15 protein-coding genes and 1 pseudogene are annotated in these 17,330 nt (G+C 62.9%); 5 read left to right on the top strand and 11 right to left on the bottom strand.

Annotated features, from left to right (window positions below):
• Position 1: 1 nt before the first annotated feature.
• Complete coding sequence (locus AiwAL_RS09910) at positions 2-745, top strand: flagellar hook assembly protein FlgD (RefSeq protein WP_235703750.1); 744 nt, start codon at positions 2-4, stop codon at positions 743-745.
• A 23-nt stretch (positions 746-768) separates the two neighbouring features.
• Here AiwAL_RS09910 and AiwAL_RS09905 read toward each other — a convergent pair whose 3' ends face one another.
• Positions 769-1,077: a carboxymuconolactone decarboxylase family protein gene (locus tag AiwAL_RS09905; protein WP_262312631.1), complete on the bottom strand. Its 309-nt coding sequence runs from the start codon at positions 1,075-1,077 to the stop codon at positions 769-771.
• A 163-nt stretch (positions 1,078-1,240) separates the two neighbouring features.
• Between AiwAL_RS09905 and AiwAL_RS09900 the strand changes: the two genes are divergently transcribed.
• Positions 1,241-2,284: a class I SAM-dependent methyltransferase gene (locus AiwAL_RS09900; protein WP_262312630.1), complete on the top strand. Its 1,044-nt coding sequence runs from the start codon at positions 1,241-1,243 to the stop codon at positions 2,282-2,284.
• A gap of 88 nt (positions 2,285-2,372) precedes the next feature.
• The gene (locus AiwAL_RS09895; protein ID WP_235703748.1) at positions 2,373-3,029 is read left to right on the top strand and encodes a hypothetical protein; all 657 of its coding nucleotides are present in this window, start codon (positions 2,373-2,375) and stop codon (positions 3,027-3,029) included.
• Between the two features lie 97 nt (positions 3,030-3,126).
• Here AiwAL_RS09895 and AiwAL_RS09890 read toward each other — a convergent pair whose 3' ends face one another.
• On the bottom strand, positions 3,127-4,137 hold the full coding sequence (locus AiwAL_RS09890) for a glycosyltransferase family 4 protein (RefSeq protein WP_235703747.1): 1,011 nt from the start codon (positions 4,135-4,137) through the stop codon (positions 3,127-3,129).
• 130 nt (positions 4,138-4,267) lie between these two features.
• Between AiwAL_RS09890 and metZ the strand changes: the two genes are divergently transcribed.
• Positions 4,268-5,452 (top strand): O-succinylhomoserine sulfhydrylase, encoded by a 1,185-nt coding sequence (gene metZ, locus AiwAL_RS09885; protein ID WP_235703746.1) that lies wholly within the window; start codon positions 4,268-4,270, stop codon positions 5,450-5,452.
• Here metZ and AiwAL_RS09880 read toward each other — a convergent pair.
• From AiwAL_RS09880 to AiwAL_RS09845, 9 genes are all read right to left on the bottom strand, one after another.
• Positions 5,449-6,144, bottom strand: a complete 696-nt coding sequence (locus AiwAL_RS09880) for a response regulator (protein WP_235703745.1) — start codon at positions 6,142-6,144, stop codon at positions 5,449-5,451. The genes metZ and AiwAL_RS09880 overlap by 4 nt on opposite strands.
• The gene (locus AiwAL_RS09875; protein WP_235703744.1) at positions 6,141-8,744 is read right to left on the bottom strand and encodes a sensor histidine kinase KdpD; all 2,604 of its coding nucleotides are present in this window, start codon (positions 8,742-8,744) and stop codon (positions 6,141-6,143) included. Before AiwAL_RS09875 ends, AiwAL_RS09880 begins: the two co-directional genes overlap by 4 nt.
• Before the next feature lie 100 nt (positions 8,745-8,844).
• Positions 8,845-9,204 carry a hypothetical protein gene (locus AiwAL_RS09870; protein ID WP_262312629.1) on the bottom strand — a complete coding sequence of 120 codons (360 nt, stop codon included), beginning with the start codon at positions 9,202-9,204 and terminating at the stop codon, positions 8,845-8,847.
• Positions 9,205-9,273: 69 nt separating this feature from the next.
• Positions 9,274-9,891, bottom strand: coding sequence for a potassium-transporting ATPase subunit KdpC (kdpC, locus tag AiwAL_RS09865; RefSeq protein ID WP_235703742.1), 618 nt, complete (start codon positions 9,889-9,891; stop codon positions 9,274-9,276).
• Positions 9,892-9,903: 12 nt separating this feature from the next.
• The gene (kdpB, locus tag AiwAL_RS09860; protein ID WP_235703741.1) at positions 9,904-11,940 is read right to left on the bottom strand and encodes a potassium-transporting ATPase subunit KdpB; all 2,037 of its coding nucleotides are present in this window, start codon (positions 11,938-11,940) and stop codon (positions 9,904-9,906) included.
• 11 nt (positions 11,941-11,951) lie between these two features.
• Positions 11,952-13,649, bottom strand: coding sequence for a potassium-transporting ATPase subunit KdpA (kdpA, locus tag AiwAL_RS09855; protein WP_235703740.1), 1,698 nt, complete (start codon positions 13,647-13,649; stop codon positions 11,952-11,954).
• Between the two features lie 2 nt (positions 13,650-13,651).
• Positions 13,652-13,738: a K(+)-transporting ATPase subunit F gene (gene kdpF, locus AiwAL_RS20385; RefSeq protein WP_407932529.1), complete on the bottom strand. Its 87-nt coding sequence runs from the start codon at positions 13,736-13,738 to the stop codon at positions 13,652-13,654.
• Between the two features lie 4 nt (positions 13,739-13,742).
• Positions 13,743-13,907, bottom strand: coding sequence for a hypothetical protein (locus tag AiwAL_RS09850; RefSeq protein ID WP_235703739.1), 165 nt, complete (start codon positions 13,905-13,907; stop codon positions 13,743-13,745).
• Between the two features lie 93 nt (positions 13,908-14,000).
• Positions 14,001-15,425 (bottom strand): MFS transporter, encoded by a 1,425-nt coding sequence (locus AiwAL_RS09845; RefSeq protein WP_235703738.1) that lies wholly within the window; start codon positions 15,423-15,425, stop codon positions 14,001-14,003.
• A 238-nt stretch (positions 15,426-15,663) separates the two neighbouring features.
• On the opposite strand from AiwAL_RS09845, the pseudogene AiwAL_RS09840 reads away from it, so the two are divergent.
• Positions 15,664-16,706 (top strand): annotated as a pseudogene (locus AiwAL_RS09840) (IS110 family transposase).
• Positions 16,707-17,330 lie beyond the last annotated feature (624 nt).

Here is a 17,330-nt window from a genome sequence, read left to right as displayed (position 1 = left end):
TATGACCGCAAGCATCGCTTCCGTCGCCTATCAGCAGAGTCAGTTGATCGCCGCAGCAAATGCCAGGGCCTCTGGCATTACCGGCGGCGGCTCGGCCGTGCCCTCGGCGAGTGGCGGCACTTCCGCCGCCGGAGGTGGCGGGCTCGGCGTGCTGTCATCGAATTTTTCCAGTTTTCTCAACCTGCTGATGACCCAGTTGCGGAATCAAGATCCGTCCAGTCCGATGGATGCCAATCAGTTCACCTCCGAGCTTGTGCAGTTTTCGCAGGTCGAACAGCAGATCAACACAAATTCAAGCCTCGGTCAGTTGATCCAGCTTACCCAGGCAGGCGATCTCACGCAGGCGAGCGCGATGCTCGGCAGCAAAATCACCGCCCAATCGAACGAAATTCCGCTGCAGAACGGCAAGGCAAGCCTGAGCTTCACATCGCCCGTCGCCGGGCCGGTGGCAATCGCGATCTACAACAGCGCAGGCCAGCAGATCCGCGACGCAGCGCTCACCGCGACGCAAGGCAGCAATACCTGGAACTGGGACGGTACCAACAATGCCGGAACCGTCATGCCGGACGGCGCCTATAAGGTCGCGGTGATCGGCGCGAACGGCAATGGCTCGACCAGCGCGCTGCCCTTCACCGTGACAGGAACCGCGACTGGGGTATCCAGCGGCACCAATAGCGTCTCACTCAATCTTGGCGCCTTGTCGGTACCTTTCAGCTCGGTGGTGAGCGTCAGCAAGGCGAATTGACCGCCAATGGCGGTGCGGCAAGGCTACTCGTTCAGAAAACAATGGGTGCCATGAGTCACCGCCGCCCCCGCGCGCAGCGCCGCGGCGACCATGATGGCTTCGGCGATCTCGGCGTCGGTCGCGCCGGCAGCGCGCGCTTTGCCGGCATGGATATCGATGCAATAGGGACATTGGGTTGTGTGAGCGACGCCGAGAGCGATCAACTCCTTGTATTTCACTGGAACGGCGCCGTCAGCCATGGCGGCGGCATCGAACGCGGCAAAAGCCTCCATCGCTTTCGGGGCGTGTTTGCCGATTGTCTTGAGGTGCTTGAGATTTTTCCGATCATACATGGCGTCTCTCCTGTTTTTGATGGTTGACGTGCATAATGAAGCGATGATGCTGGAAGCCGTCAAGCTACGGCCTTTCCGGGACAAAGCGTCGTCAACCCCGATCCACGAAGCGGATATTCACTGTTTCTTAAGATCATTGCGATAGTGTCCTGATCGCGTCGCGATGCCATCGGGGCAACGACACGCCGGACAAGGGATCTTCATGAACATCGGTTCACCTGGATCAACGATAATCATGCCGGCCAGCCCGCTTACCGGGACAAGCGATGGAGTCGTGGCCGTCCGTTCCATCGACGTTCCGCACCTGATCGATGGATATCGGCGGCGTCATGGCATCGACGTTTCTGCACTGTTCGCCGCCATTCATCGGGTACACCTCATGCGTGACGAGGTAACCGGCTTGTCCTTTTTTGATCCGCCGGTCGCCGGCGATGCCGCTTTCTATGCTGCGATCGCACGACGTCACGGCTATCACAGACCCGATAAAGCAGAATTTAGAATTGCCGCCGACTATATCCCATCCGGCGCACGGGTGCTTGAGGTCGGTGCCGGCATTGGGCATTTCGTCGGGCATCTCCGCGATGTTGACTATCTTGGTTTGGAATTCAATGCGGATGCTGTGGCGGCGGCAGCCGTGCTGAACATTCGTGTCATTCAGCGGGACGTTTGCGATATCATGCGCGAGCGGCCCGAAAGCTTCGATGTCACCTGCGCTTTTCAAGTCCTCGAACACGTCTCGGCCCCGCGTGCGATGATCGAAGCAATGATTGCGCTGACGAGGCCCGGCGGCCTGATCATTCTCGCGACACCCAACGCCGAATCCTATGTCAGCCGTTCGCGGGATTTGCTGAACGTTCCGCCGCATCACCTTACCTGGTGGGAAGATCGAACCTGGCGTTGGATTGCCGGAACGTTCGGCCTTGTCGATCTTCACCTTCATCATACCCCGATCGACGAGATGCTCGGCGCCTGGGCGCAACTGGTCGCGAGCGAGGGGATCGCGCGACAACTCGGATTCGAACTCGATCCGGTGGTCGATGAATCGCCTTTGCGGGAGCGGGTCGACGCCCTGGCGGCGCCGCTCGCGTGCACGCTTCTCGCCGGCTTGACCCGGCGCACCGATTGCCCCGCCATCGGGCACACCACTGTCGCCGTGTTCACCAAACCTGCAGCCGCAAGCAACGGAGCCGAACGTGCAAACCCGTGATTGGACAAACGAAGCGGACAACATTGCTGCATGTGCTCATGAATGGGTTGGAAAGTTTCGTGACAAACCCTTTGTCAACACGAATGGTATGGCACCCGATACGGCGTTCTGCCTCTATTACTGGGTGCGTGAATTATCGCCGAAATTCATTGTCGAGTCGGGTACCTGGCGTGGTTTCAGCACCTGGGTGATGCGTCAGGCGGCGCCGGAGGCAAAAATCGTCAGTCTCGATCCGATTTTTGCCCTGGGCCACTGCCTCGATTCCGCGAAAATCGGCCCTGGCTACTGGCCGGCCGATCTGGAACGCGCGGGGATGGATTTTTCCTGCTGCGGGTTCGAATTCATGGTCAAGCCGGAACCTTCTCTCGTGCTGTTCGACGATCATCAGCACAAGATCCATCGCCTGCAGCAGGCAATCCAAAAAGGCTTTCAGCACATCGTTTTCGACGATAATCTGCCGGGCGAGGCGACTCATCTGACGTTTTTCCGCTATCTTCGCGATCCCGCGATCAAGGAATGGATGGAACAGGTCGTCGATCGTTTCGAGATATTCCCGCCACTATGGGATACCCAGGCGGGCAGGAGCAACGAAATCTTTGTCCCCGGATTGAATATCCCGCGCGATCCCGAACTCGCTTGCCTCGATACGACGGCGCAGCCCCGCAGCGGCTATACGTGGCTTACCTATGTCAGGGTCAAGGATTCCGCGCTGGCAGCGCGCCACGACCCCGCAACCGTGACGTAAATAATCGATTATTGCTTGAAGTTTTTCTTTCGCCGCTTTCAAGCATACAGCATAAATCGATTTATATTTTTATTGGGTTTGTCTTGATGGTTGCATATCAGGCCGTGACGACGGAATGCTGGCCTGTCGCACATTCCGTCCTCGCGGCCGCATGGCCGTTCAGCATCGCGCCGATCGCATCGATCTGCCGCTCCAGCGAGAAATTTGCGCAGACATGATCGCGCCAGCGATGCGGTCGCGCCGCGCGGATCAGCGCCGCCGCCTCGTCGACCGTGCCGAACAGGATCGGGGCCGGCCAGCACGCGGCAGCACCCGGATGGTCGAACACTGCGAGATCGCACCCAGCGGAAGCTGCTTCCAGAACTGCATAGCTCAATCCTTCATGCAGGCTGGTATGCAGAAGCACGCCGTTCGCCGCGTGCCATGACGGCATGTCCGCCTGAGCGATTCGCCCCTCCCAGCGTATCGCGGCAAGGAGGTCGAGCCGGCGCGCGAGGTGAAGGAATGTCTCGTGCGCCAAAGTCTCGCCGCCCATGCCGCACAGGCTCAGATGATAGCGGGAATCCTCGGCCCGCAACTGCGCCAGTATCTGCAGGGCGAGGGAAGGGTTCTTGCGCAACGTCATCAGTCCGCACCAGCCGATGCGAAACGGGTTCCAATCGGCGGGGGGCGCGAACCGCTCGGTATCCACGCCGTTGCACACCAGATGCAGCCGGCTGGTGACGGCGATTTCCGGCGCGGCCGCGCGCACGCGCTCGGCCATGTCTGGACTGACCACGATCACGTCGTCGACCTTCGCCCAGGACATATCGGCGACATGGCCGGTTTCGGCCGCCTCGATGCGATGAACCCGCACGATCACCCGCCGTCCGCCGAAATCGGTGGCGCCGATCACTGCCGGAAAGGGCGGCCAGCAGAATTCGAACCAGATCGCGTCGCCGGCCGCGCCGTCGGTCCAGGCCAGGGCCGCCGCCAGCGCCGGCGCGCCGGTCACCATGAACGGCCGGACCTCCCACCCGAAAGCGGCCGGCAATCGCACCAGCAGATCGGCGGTGAAGTGATCGAGGCCGGGAAGCAGCATAATGGCAAGGCGGGGTGCACGTTCCATCGCGCCACGCTACCAGCGATGTGCGAAGATCGGGTTAATCCGGGGCTGTCGCCAAGGCATCCCGCCTGCCCGAATGTGATGTGCGAGACGAAAGCTTGCCTCCGCGCCGAACCGCGATATACCGAACCGTATGAGCAAGCGCACCCATCGTCCGGCCACGCAACTCGTCCATGCCGGCCAGATCCGTTCCGACTTCGCCGAAAACGCCGAGGCGCTGTTTCTCACCTCCGGCTTCGTCTATGACGATGCCGAACAGGCTGAGGCGACCTTCAAGGGCGAAATCGCACATTACCAGTATTCGCGCTTCGGCAATCCGACTGTCTCGATGCTCGAAGGGCGGCTCGCCGCGATCGAGGGCGCGGAAGCCTGCCGCGCCACCGCGACCGGCATGGCCGCCGTCCACGCCGCGATGCTGTCGCATCTCAAAACCGGCGACCGCGTCGTCGCCTCACGCGCGCTGTTCGGCTCCTGCCACTGGATCGTCTCGACCCTGCTGCCGCGCTTCGGGATCGAGACCGTGTTCGTCGATGGCGGCGATCTTGATGCCTGGCGCGCGGCTCTGTCGCGCAGGACCGATCTCGTGCTGATCGAAACGCCGTCCAACCCGATGCTCGACATCATCGACCTGCGCGCCGTCGCCGATCTCGCCCACCAAGCCGGCGCGATCGCGGTGGTCGATAATGTATTCGCCACCCCGCTGCTCCAGCGCCCGATCGAGTTCGGCGCGGATGTGGTGGTCTATTCCGCGACCAAGCACATGGACGGGCAGGGCAGGGTGCTCGGTGGTGCCGTGCTCGGCCGCAAGGACTGGATCGACAACACCCTGCAACCCTTCATTCGCAATACCGGCCCGTCGATTTCGCCGTTCAACGCCTGGATCGTCCTGAAGGGGCTGGAAACGATGGCGCTGCGGGTCGATCATGCGTGCCGGTCGGCAGCCACGATCGCCGACCATCTGGCTGGGAAGCGCCACATCGCCCGTGCGCTCTATCCGTTCCGTGCCGACCATCCGCAATCCGCCCTCGCGCGCGCCCAGATGTTGGCAGGCGGAACGCTGGTGACGTTCGAGCTGGAGGGAGGCAAGGACTCTGCGTTCCGCTTCATGAATGCGCTCGACCTCATCGTGATTTCCAACAATCTCGGCGATTCCAAGTCGATGGTCACCCACCCGGCGACAACCACGCACATGCGCATCGGTGCCGAGGAACGCGCACGCCTCGGCATCACCGACGGCACGATCCGGTTCTCGGTCGGGCTTGAGGATGTCGCCGATCTGATCGACGATCTCGACAACGCGCTGGCCGTACTTGGCTAATCCGTCTCGATCAGCCGATAGCCTACACCTGGCTCGGTCGCGAGGCTGATGCCCGACCCCGCGAGCTTGCGGCGCAACTGGCTGACATAGATGCGCAGATAGGCGATGTCCTCGGTGTGCGCCGGGCCCCAGACGGCGGTGAGGATCTGGCGATGGGTCAGCACCCGCCCCTGGTTGCGCACGAGCAAGGCCAGAAGCGTGTACTGGATGCGGGTCAGCCCAAGATCGGCATGAGTCCCATCTTTCTGATGAAGACTTGCGGCGCGCCGCTCGGGGTCGAGCGCGAGCGGCCCGATACCGAGGTGCGGCGCGGCATCGGCCTGTTGCGCGTGCATTCGCAATGCCGAGCGCATACGGGCGAGCAATTCGCCGAGCGCGAAGGGTTTTTCCACATAGTCATGCGCGCCCGCGTCGAGGGCGGCGATTTTTTCGGCTTCGCGGTCCCGCGCTGAAAGCACGATCACGGGTATCGCGGAAAATTCTCGCAGTTTCGTGAGCACCTCATGCCCGTCCATGTCCGGCAGACCGAGGTCGAGCAGCACGAGATCGGGTGACGCCGATGCCGCCAGTCGGAGCGCCTCGGCACCGGTCTCCGCCCGCAGCGTCGCGTAGCCCGCGGCTTCGAGCGCGGGCTTGAGGAACCGGTGGATCTGCGTCTCGTCATCCACCACAAGAATGGCCCCGGTATTCACGCCGCTGGTAACCGGATGGCGACGATTGTTCCCGGCAGCCCGTCGCGCGGCAAATCGGGACGCGGGCTCGCCGCCTCGATCGTTCCGCCCATCGCCTCGACGAAGGCGCGCGCGATGGCGAGTCCAAGTCCGGTGCCGGGGGCGACCCGGTCGCCGCGTGCGGCGCGGAAGAAACTGTCGAACACATGCGGCAGGTCTTCGGCGGCGATGCCGATGCCTTCATCGGCGACCGAAATGACGATCATCGTGCCCTCGTTTCGCGTGGCGATCGCGATGGCGGAGCCGTCGGGTGCGTATTTGACCGCGTTTTCCAGCAGATTGACGATCACCTGTTCGAGCAGCGCGGGATCGGCCTCCACGGCATCCGCACTTTCGCCGAGATTGACCGCTGCATGAAATGCCTCGGGCACCCGCGCTATTGCCGCCTCGATGAGCGGTCCGAGCGAGACGCGCTCGCGGCGCGCGACGATTTCGCCGGTCTCGATCCGCGCCATGCCGGTGATATTGGCCAGAAAACGCGTCATCCGCCCGACATCCTGCACGATGCTGGCGAGCAGATCGGCGCGCGTCGCCTCGGTCAGCGTGGCCTCGGAGGCGGCGAGCGTCTCCGCCGCACCCCTGATCGCGGTGAGCGGCGTGCGCAGATCGTGCGACAGCGACGACAGCAGCGCCGTGCGCAACCGCTGCGTCCTCGCCTGGGCGCGGCTGTCGGCGGCACGGGCGGCAAGGCGCAACCGCTCGGTCGCCATCGCCGCCTGATCGGCTAGAGCACCGAGCGCCTGAACCAGCGGCTCGGTCATCGGCCCGGCCGGCTTCACGCCGAGCACGCCGACCGCGCCGGCTTCGGTCGCGAGCGGCATGAAGCGCCACGGCACCGAAGGCAGGGTGATGGTTCCGGCGCCGGTCGCCAGCCGGTTCCGGTAAGCAAATTCGGCGGCGGCCTGCGCGGCCTCGTCGAGAGCCGCGGAAGCGGGCAGGTCGGCTCCGGTTGTGATCAGCGCGATCGCTTCGCCGCCCAGCGCCGCCGCTTCGGCTTCGATCGCGGCGCGCAGCGAAACCTCGTCGGTCGCCTGGGCCAGGGTACGGCCGAACAGAGCGACGCGGCGCAGCGCCTCGATGCGCCCGCGCGCCGCTTCGGCCTCGATCCGTACCCGTCCGGCCAGCGTGCCGGTGAGCAGGCCCACGCCGAGGAACACGATCAGCGCCACCACGTCGCGCGGATCGCCCACCGACAGGGTGAAGATCGGCGGCAGGAAGAAGAAATTCCATAGCAGGAAACTCGCCACCGCTGCGAACACCCCGACCGCGCGGCCATAGCGGCTCGCCAGGCCGACCACGATCGCGGTGAACACGAACCCCATCGCATCGTGCGGCACCATGCCGCGCACGGCGTAGCCCAGCACGGTCGCGAGCACCATGACGGCGACGCCGATGGCGAAAGGAGTGAGGTTCCGTTTCGGTCGAGGCAATTTCGGTGCGGCAGCCCTGGCTGCCGGATCGGGCACGACATGCAGCGAATAGGCACGGGCGCGGCGCGCCAATTTTGCCGCGAGCGGTCGGCGCGCCCAGAATTTCTCCGGCCCGCGCGCGATGACGATATGGGCCACATTCTGCCGTGCCGCGACGTCGAGCAACGCGGCGAGAGCATCGGCGTTGGTGCTGGTTTCGATCGCGCCGCCGAGCTGAATCGTCAGATCGAGCGCCGATTGCACCGCGCTCCCGCCGGATTCGGCCTCGGCGTGGAAGGCGAGCAGCGGCGCCTGCAGTGCATCGGCCAGCCGTGCGGCGTGGCGCACCACCTGTTCGGCCGCCTGGCCGGGTTCGATCACCGCCATGACCCGCTCCGCCGCCGGCCAGGGCCCGGCGATCGCCCGGCTGCGCATATAGGTCGCGATGTTCCGGTCGACATGCTGGGCAACCCGCCGGAGCGCCATCTCCCGCAACGCGGCCAGATTGCCTTCGCGGAAAAACCCCCCAAGCGCCTGGCGCGCGACATCGGGCCGATAGATGCGCCCCTGTTCCAGCCGCGTGCGCAATTCGGCGGGCGGCAGATCGATCAGTTCGATCTCGGTGGCGAGGCCGAGCACCGTGTCCGGCAGCGTCTCGGCGACCCTGACCCCGGTGATCCGCGCGACCTGATCGTTCAGGCTCTCGAGATGTTGGACATTGAGCGTGGTCCAGACATCGATCCCGGCCTCCAGCACCGCCGCCACATCCTGCCAGCGCTTGGCATGGCGCAGTCCCGGTGCGTTGGTGTGGGCAAGTTCGTCGACCAGCAACAGGCCGGGCCGGCGGAGAATCGCCTGGTCGAGATCGAATTCCTCCAGCACCCGTCCACGATACGGCACTTTCAGGCGCGGTAGAACCGGCAGGTTGTCGAGCTGGGAAGCGGTTTCGGCTCGGCCATGGGTTTCGATCAGCCCGGCCAGGACATCGACGCCTTCGGCGTGTTTCTGCCGGGCGGCGGCGAGCATTTCCCAGGTCTTGCCGACGCCTGGTGCTGCGCCGAGAAAAATCTTCAGCTTGCCGCGATGCTCGCCCGCCGCCTGCGCAAGCAAAGCGTCCGGGTCAGGTCTGTGCTCGGAATCCGATGCGGCCATCAACGTCCATCATCGCGCACCAGCCAGCCTCGGCGCAAGGTTCGGTTTTGCGACCTTTGCGCCGATGAAGCCAATCTGCCGATGTTTCAAGTCTGATATATCACCTTCTGTTTCTTGGCCGATTGAGCCAGATGGAAAATTCCCAGAGACTGGCAAGCGCAAGATAGATGGTCGTTGTCGCCGCCACCGAACATATGAATACGATCATGAATTCCTTGCGTTCTTTCATTAGAAAAAACAACATCAGTTCAATGAACAGCAAAATCGAAAATGGGCGGGATATTTTCCTGACCAGTATCAATATAAATTTTCCATTCATGGCATTATTGCTTTTGGCAAGTCGTAGAAGAGTCGAAAAGGATACCGCAATCCATGAAACAATGGATGATTCAAGAATATTTTCTGCAATGACGGATTTCGAGTAATTTTTCTCATAATAAATCAGCAGGATAAAGATCATTATCCATATGATGCTCCAGTATCTATGGGATTTCAGGGTTATGTTGTCCATGGCGAGTCATCAAATGATTTATTTTTGCACCATCGTGGTCGCGGCTTGCATCCGAGACAGGGCCAGGTTCAGCTTCAGGACATTAACCCGATCGGTACCGATGACGCCGAGCAGCCGATGCATGGCAAACCGCTTTACCAGCGCCGTCATCCGGCCTGCCGGCAGATGCCGGGCCACGGCGACGGTGGGCGCCTGGCGCAGCGCATTGGCGAGCGAGATATCCGGATCGAGGCCGGAGCCCGACGACGTAACCGCATCGTCCGGCACCGGGCCGGGACCATAGGCCTTGCGGTAAGCGGCAATCCGGGCGGTGACATTGGCGATCAGCGTCTTGCTGGTCGGCCCGAGATTGGACGCCCCCGATTCCGAGGCATCATACGGCGTGGCGACGGTCTGCCCCTTCGCGTCGGTTCCGGTCAGCGCCGAGGGGCGCGGCTGAAACCATTGCCTGCCCGGAAAATTCTGGCCGATCAGGGCCGAGCCGATGGCATGGTTTTTCACCCGGATCAGGCTGCCATTCGCCTGGTATGGAAAGACGAGTTGGGCGAAGCCGGTGAACGCGACCGGCGCGGCCACGCCAAGGATCAAGGTGAACAGCAGAACCAGCGACAAAGCCGGGCGAAGTTCGCGAATCATGACAATGTCCGATCAGGAGAAGATGTGGAAAGCGGTGAGGATCATGTCGATCGCCTTGATGCCGATGAACGGGGCGATAATCCCGCCGAGGCCGTAGATCAGCAGGTTGCGGCGCAGCAGCGCGGCGGCGCCGATCGCGCGGAATTTCACCCCGCGCAACGCCAGCGGCACCAGCGCCACGATGATCAGGGCGTTGAAGATCACCGCCGAGAGAATCGCACTCTCCGGGGAACTCAGTCCCATGACGTTGAGCGCTTGCAATTGCGGGTAGGTCGCCACGAAAATCGCCGGCAGGATCGCGAAATATTTCGAGATGTCGTTGGCGATCGAAAACGTGGTCAACGCACCGCGGGTAATCAGCAACTGCTTACCGATCTCGACGATTTCGATCAGCTTGGTGGGGTCGCTGTCGAGGTCGACCATGTTGCCTGCCTCGCGCGCGGCCTGGGTGCCGGTCTGCATTGCCACCCCGACATCGGCCTGCGCCAGTGCGGGCGCGTCGTTGGTGCCGTCGCCGCACATCGCGACCAGTCGGCCCTCCTCCTGCGCTTTGCGGATGTAGCCCAGCTTGTCCTGCGGCGTGGCTTCCGCGATCACGTCGTCCACTCCCGCCTCGGCGGCGATCGCAGCAGCGGTGACGCGGTTGTCGCCGGTGACCATGATGGTGCGAATGCCCATCCGGCGCAGATCGGCGAAACGCTCCTTGATGTCCGGCTTGACGATGTCTTTCAATTCGATCGCGCCGAGCAGTTTGCCGTCCACGGCAACGGCAAGCGGCGTCGATCCTGCGCGGGCGATGCGCGACACCGCCTCGGTGAAGACCGCCGGCGTTGCGCTGCCCGTCAGGCTCAGCACGGAATCGACCGCGCCCTTGCGCCAGGATTTACCGCCGCTATCGATTCCCGACACTCTCGTATTGGCGCTGAACGGCACCAGGGTCGCGTTGGTGGGAAGGCGTTCGGCAATCTGAAACCGCTCTCGGATAAACGTGACGATCGAGCGGCCTTCCGGCGTCTCGTCGCCGAGCGAGGCGTAGCATACTGCCTCGGCCAGAACGCGCTCGTCCACGCCTGGAACCGGATAGATCGCCGAAGCCATGCGGTTGCCGAAGGTGATCGTGCCGGTCTTGTCGAGCAGTAGCGCATCGACATCGCCGGCCGCCTCCACCGCGCGGCCCGAGGTCGCCACGACATTGAAGCGGATCAACCGGTCCATCCCCGCAATGCCGATGGCCGAGAGCAGCCCGCCGATCGTGGTGGGGATCAGGCAGACGAACAGGGCGGCGAGCACCGCGATCGACAGATGTGTCCGCGAATACGAAGCAAAACCCGGTAGAGTCGCCACGGCGATGACGAACACGATGGTCAGACCAGCCAACAAGATGTCGAGCGCGATCTCGTTCGGTGTCTTGCGCCGCTCGGCCCCTTCGACCAGCGCGATCATCCGGTCGAGAAAGGTCGAGCCCGGCTCGGCGGTGATGCGCACCACCAGCCAATCGGACACCACCTGGGTTCCGCCGGTCACCGCCGAACGATCGCCGCCCGCCTCGCGGATGACCGGGGCGGATTCGCCGGTGATCGCGCTTTCGTTCACGCTTGCGATACCCTCGATGATCTCGCCGTCGGACGGGATGAGATCGCCCGTCTCGACCAGCACCAGATCGTCCTTGTGCAGCTCAGGTGCTGGCGTCGGCTTGAATATCATCCGGTCGCGCGGATCAAGGATGAGCTTCGCCATGGTATCGGAACGCGCCCGGCGCAGCGCGTCGGCGCGCACCCGGCCGCGCCCTTCGGCCACGGCTTCGGCGAAGGTCGCGAACAGCACGGTGATCCACAGCCACACCGCGATCACGATCGAGAAGGCGGCGGGCTGGCCGGTCACCAATTCGCGGATGCCGACTACGGTGACTAGAGCGGCGATGATCTCGGTGGTGAAGATCACCGGGTTGCGCATCAGCGTGCGCGGGTTGAGCTTGAGCACCGAATCGCCAGCCGCGCGGGCAAGGATGGTGCGATCGAACAGGCCGATCGTATCGGCTTGATTGGACATGATCGGATTCCTCAGAAGGTCTTGCCGGCGAGCAGCAGATAATGTTCGGCGAGCGGCCCCAGCGTGTCGGCCGGCATGAACTGCAACCCGCCCAGAATGATGATCACGCCGATCAGCAGGCCGACGAACAGCGACCCGTCGGTCGGGAAGGTGCCGGCGGAATGCGGCAGTTTCGGCTTGGCGGCGAGCGATCCGCCGATCGCCAGAACCGGGATCAGCACGGCGAACCGGCCGAACAGCATCGCGGCGCCAAGCCCGTAATCCAGCAACGGCGTGTTAGCCGAAAGCCCGGCGAAGGCGCTGCCGTTATTCTCGGTCGCCGACGTCCAGCCATACAGCATCTCGCTCAGCCCGTGCGGGCCGGCATTGGCGAGCGAGCCAAGGCCGGACTTTGTCAGCAGCGAGAAACCCGCTCCCGCGAGAATGAACAGGGTCTGGACCAGCACCGCGAGCATCGCGAGCTTGATCTCCTTGGCCTGCACCTTCTTGCCGAGATATTCCGGCGTTCGTCCCACCATCAGCCCGGCGACGAACACGGCGAGCAGCGCGAACAGCACCATGCCGTAGAGACCCGAACCGACGCCGCCGGGTGCCACTTCGTCGAGCTGCATTAAAAACATCGGGACCAGCCCGCCGAGCGGCATATAGCTGTCGGTGAAGGAGTTGACGGCTCCGGTCGAGGTACCGGTCGCGGCGGTGTTGAAGGTCGTGGACTGCGCGATGCCGAACCGCATCTCCTTGCCCACCATGTTGCCCGGATGGGCGGCGATACCGGCATGAACCAGGATCGGGTTGTTTGCCGCCTCCGCCGCGTAGGTGCCGACCATGGCGAAACCGAGAATGATCGCCATCGCGGCGAACAGGGCCACCCCCTCGCGCTTGCGGCCGATCATGTGGCCGAACGCGATCGGCAAGGCGAAACCGATCACGAGCAGCAGCCAGATTTCCAGCAGATTGGTGAGCCCCGTCGGATTCTCGAACGGATGCGCGGCATTCGCGTTGAAAAATCCGCCGCCATTGGTGCCGAGATTTTTAATGACCTCCTGCAGCGCCACCGGTCCGCGCGCGATGGTTTGCACCCCGCCCGCCAGCGTATGAACCTGCGCGAACGGCGCGAAGGTCATTGGCACGCCGGAGACGAGCAGCAGAACCGCGGCGATCAGCGCGATCGGCAGCAGCAGATAAAGCGTGATCCGAGTGATATCGGCATAGACATTGCCCAGCGTCTTCAGCCCGCCGCTGGTGAAGGCGCGCATCAGCGCGGCGGCGACCGCGATGCCGGCGGCGGCCGAGAGGAACATATGAACCGCGAGCCCGAACATCTGCGCGCCGTTGGAAATCTGACTTTCCGGCGAATAGGCCTGCCAGTTGGTGTTCGTCGTGAAACTCGCCGCCGTGTTGAAGGCGAGCATCGGCGCCATGCCGGCGATGTGCTGCGGATTGAACGGCAGATAATATTGCAGCCGCAGGATCGCGTAGAGCAGCAGGAAATGCGCAACGCTGAACATCAGCAGAGCGATCGCATAGGCGCCCCAGCCCATCTGCCGCGCCGGATCGATGCCGCAAAGCCGATAGATGCCGCGCTCGATCGGCGCCAGCCAATGCACCTCGCCCCGGAACAGCCGCGCCATATAGGCGCCGAGCGGGAACGCCGCGCCCAGAACCAGGACGAGGACGAGCGCGATGTAGCCGAACCCATGAAATGTCATGTTCAAAAATCCTCCGGTCTCACGAGCGCCCAGACCAGATAGACGAGCAGCCCCAGGGCAACGGCGCCGCCCAATGCCAGATCGATCATCGGGTCAGACCTTTGCGCAGACGGGAACGTAGACGAAGAACAGGGTGAAGATCGCGGCGGCGATCAGCAGCGAGACGATATCGGGCACGATTGGCCTCCGATGTGTGTCAGACAGAATGGCGCGCTCACCCGATCCGCCCAAAGGGCCGAAGCGGAGCGAAAGCGTCAACGAGCCCGCATCATCGCGGATCGCTCATAAAATCGAGATGGCGATTTTCCGTGCCGTGCATAAAACCGGCATAAAAATTATATCACGCCGCAGTCAGGGCGAAATATCCTCCAGGGTCAGATCGCGGGTCCTGATGCCGAACTGCGCGATGATCGCGGCAAGAACCAGGAACCCGATGATGATCAGCATCGCCGCCAGCACGCCCAGATGCGGGATCAGCGGGGCGATCGCGATCAGGCCGACCCCGCCGCCGAGATGGCCGATCCCATCGACCAGCGCGAAGCCGGTGGTCCGCGCCCGCGTCGGGTAATTCTCGACCGACCACGCATAGGCGATCGGCACCCAGACATTGAAGCCGAAAAACACGATCATCGAACCCAGCACGCCGAGCCAGAACACCGAGCCGCCGAGTGCCACCAGAACGCCGCCGGCCAGGGTGATCGCTGCGGCAATCGGCATCCAGGTCTTGCGCTCCATCTGCTCGCCATAGGCATAGGCGACGACCGCGCAGAGCACGAAGCCGAAGGTGCCCATCGCGGTGATCAGCCCGGCTTCCGGCGGCGGATAGTGCAGTGCCGCGAGCAGCGTGGTGAACCCCGCCGCGAATGCATAGACGGTGATATAGGCGCAGAACCACATGGCGACGAGCAGGAAGGTGCGGTTGCGATAGGTCGCATTGCGGAAAATCGCCGAATAGGGCAGGGCCTGCGTGTCCGGCGGCGCCGGCGGGATCTGTTCGGGCACCGGCGGCAGCGGTGAGATGACATGGGCCCGCGCTTCCATATCCGCGATCACGCTCGCCGCTTCATCCAGCCGGCCACGCGTCACCAGCCAGCGCGGCGATTCCGGCAACTGGAACCGCAGCAACACGCCGACCAGGGCGAGCGCCGCGCCGATCAGATACATCACGCGCCAGCCATAGCCGAACCCCTTGCCGGCCAGCGCGAAGGGCAGGCCGAGCGGCAATGGCGTCGGCGGCGTGGTGAGCCAGAGACCGAGCCAGATGCCCAGCACGGCACCCAAAGCAGAAAATATGAAGATCATCGCGGTATAGCGCGCCCTTCCGCCGCGCGGTGCCATCTCGCCGATATAGGTGTTGACGATCGCCAGATCGGCGCCGATGCCGATGCCGGTGATCGCCCGCGCCACCACGAACCAGGTATAGCTGCTGACCACGGCGGTCAGCGCCGAGCCGATCCCGGTGAGCACCATCGTCACCAGTAGCAGGTCGCGCCGCCCCGCCCGGTCGGATAGCGGGCTCAGGATCAGGGTTCCCGCCACGTAGCCGGCAAGGTTCAGCAGCACCGGCAGCCCGATGTACTGCGCCGAGTTCGGTGGCGTGCAGCCCGGCACAAGCTGCGTGCAGGTTTCGATGAACGAGACGTTGATGTCGAAAATATCGTAAAAGGTGAACAGAAAGCCAATGCCGATTATGCCCGCGAACAGGCTCGGCAGCGCCCAGACCGGAATCCGGTCGAGCCGCGCGAGCAGCCGGCCCGCCTCCTTGTCATCGTTCACGTTGAACCCTCCCGATTATTTTTATCGCCGCCTGATGAAAGACGGCCGGGGCGAGACTAGCGTGGCGATTCTGAAATTCCTACTCGGTTGTGGCGGCGATTTTAGGAATTTCAGAATCAGATGGGGTATTCGGCCGGTCGTCGTAGCCTCGATTTTTGGGTGAGGTGCTGCGCTTCAGGCTGATGGTAAACGTGGTCCGGGTTGAAACGGCCACAAGCATCAGATGGAGAAGCGCAGCATGAAGTATTATGCCGGTCTGGACGTCTCGGTGAAAGAGACGTCGGTGTGCATCATCGACGAAATGGGCAAGATCTGCCGCGAGGCGAAGGTCGGGAGCCATCCTGAGGACCTGGCGCGGTTGCTCAACGATCCTGGCTTGCCCCTTACCCGTGTCGGTCTTGAGGCTGGACCATTGTCACAATGGCTGTTCAGCGGGATGGCAGAGGCTGGATTGCCAGTGATCTGCATCGAGACCCGTCATACGAAGGCGTTCCTCAAGGCGCAGGTCAACAAGAGCGATCGCAATGATGCTCGTGGCATCGCACAGATGATGCGTGTCAATCTGTTCCGGCCCGTGCATGTAAAAACGCTGACGAGCCAGAAGCATCGCGCCCTGCTGACGGCGCGCAAGCTGCTGCAGGAGAAAGCCATCGCCATCGAGAACGACATCCGCGGCTTGCTGCGCAACTTCGGGCTCAAGGTTGGCGCCGTCGGCGTGGTCAAATTCGACGACCGGATCCGAGAGCTCGTTGACGGCATGCCCGAGCTCGTCGAGATCATGGCGCCACTCCTGGCATCCCGAGAACAACTGCGCCATGCGTTCATGACGCTGCACCGCAAATTGCTGTTGATCGTTCGCGATGACGCTGTGTGCCGACGGCTGATGACGATTCCTGGCGTCGGCCCGGTCGTATCGTTGGCCTTCAGGAGCACGATCGACATTCCGGCGCGCTTCACGAACTCAAAGGCTGTCGGCCCAGCCTTGGGGCTGACCCGGTGGTTCTCAATCAATCGGGTGAGAACCACCGGGTCGGTCGGATCTCGTTGTGCGGGGACGACATGATGCGCCACCTGCTCTACGAAGCCGCCCAGGTCATGCTGACGCGTGCACAGAGATGGTCGTGGCTGAAAGCCTGGGCGATGAACATCGCCAAACGGCGGAGTCAACAAAAGGCCATCGTCGCGCTCGCTCGCCGGCTGGCCGTGATCATGCATCGCATGTGGATCGATGGCACGGAGTTCCGCTGGACAAAGGAGACAGTTGCCGCCTCGGCGGCTTAATCACTTCTCCGACTGTCATACGGCACGGAAATATCGAGTTCCACCGCCTGGTGGAAGATGTCCCTCGCGGGACGACGGATGGGGTGAGTTCGCCGTGGCTCTTGTACCGGTCGCGCAACGCGTGATCAGGACGCGAGTCAGATTGTTCCGCCCCATTCTACTGATCCCATGCTGGGAGAGCCAAATGGCTGATCCCGAAGAGAAGAGCGGACCCGCGGGCGACGTCAAACATCGGAACGGTGGATGCCTGAAAGCGCTTGACCTCAACCAGCCGAATAGAGAAGAGCCATTATTGCGCGCGATTTTACATGATATGAGTTTTTCGACATCACGGGAGAAGCGACGATTCCGGCCAATCCAAGCGAAAAATCGTTCAACATGCGCTGATCGCGACCCACCGGGAGCTTGCTCCGAGGCCGGCATACGTTGACGCAGACTGAACGGTTCATCTGATAAAAAATCACTTGCAGACGGGGCGGGCCATACGTTGGGTCTGGCATTCGCCCAATGGCAGGAGGTTACCGGCACCGCGATGGTCGCATGATCATCCATACCGAAGGGGGCCGATCGAGCCCTCGTCAACACCAGCCCCAACAAGTTGACGGTGCCCTCGTCCGGACAGGG

Source organism: Acidiphilium sp. AL, assembly GCF_025499445.1.
In the GTDB taxonomy this organism is placed as follows: Bacteria; Pseudomonadota; Alphaproteobacteria; order Acetobacterales; family Acetobacteraceae; genus Acidiphilium; species Acidiphilium iwatense.
The sequence above is the reverse complement of the archived record's forward strand: the minus strand, read 5'-3'. Positions and strand labels throughout refer to the sequence as shown.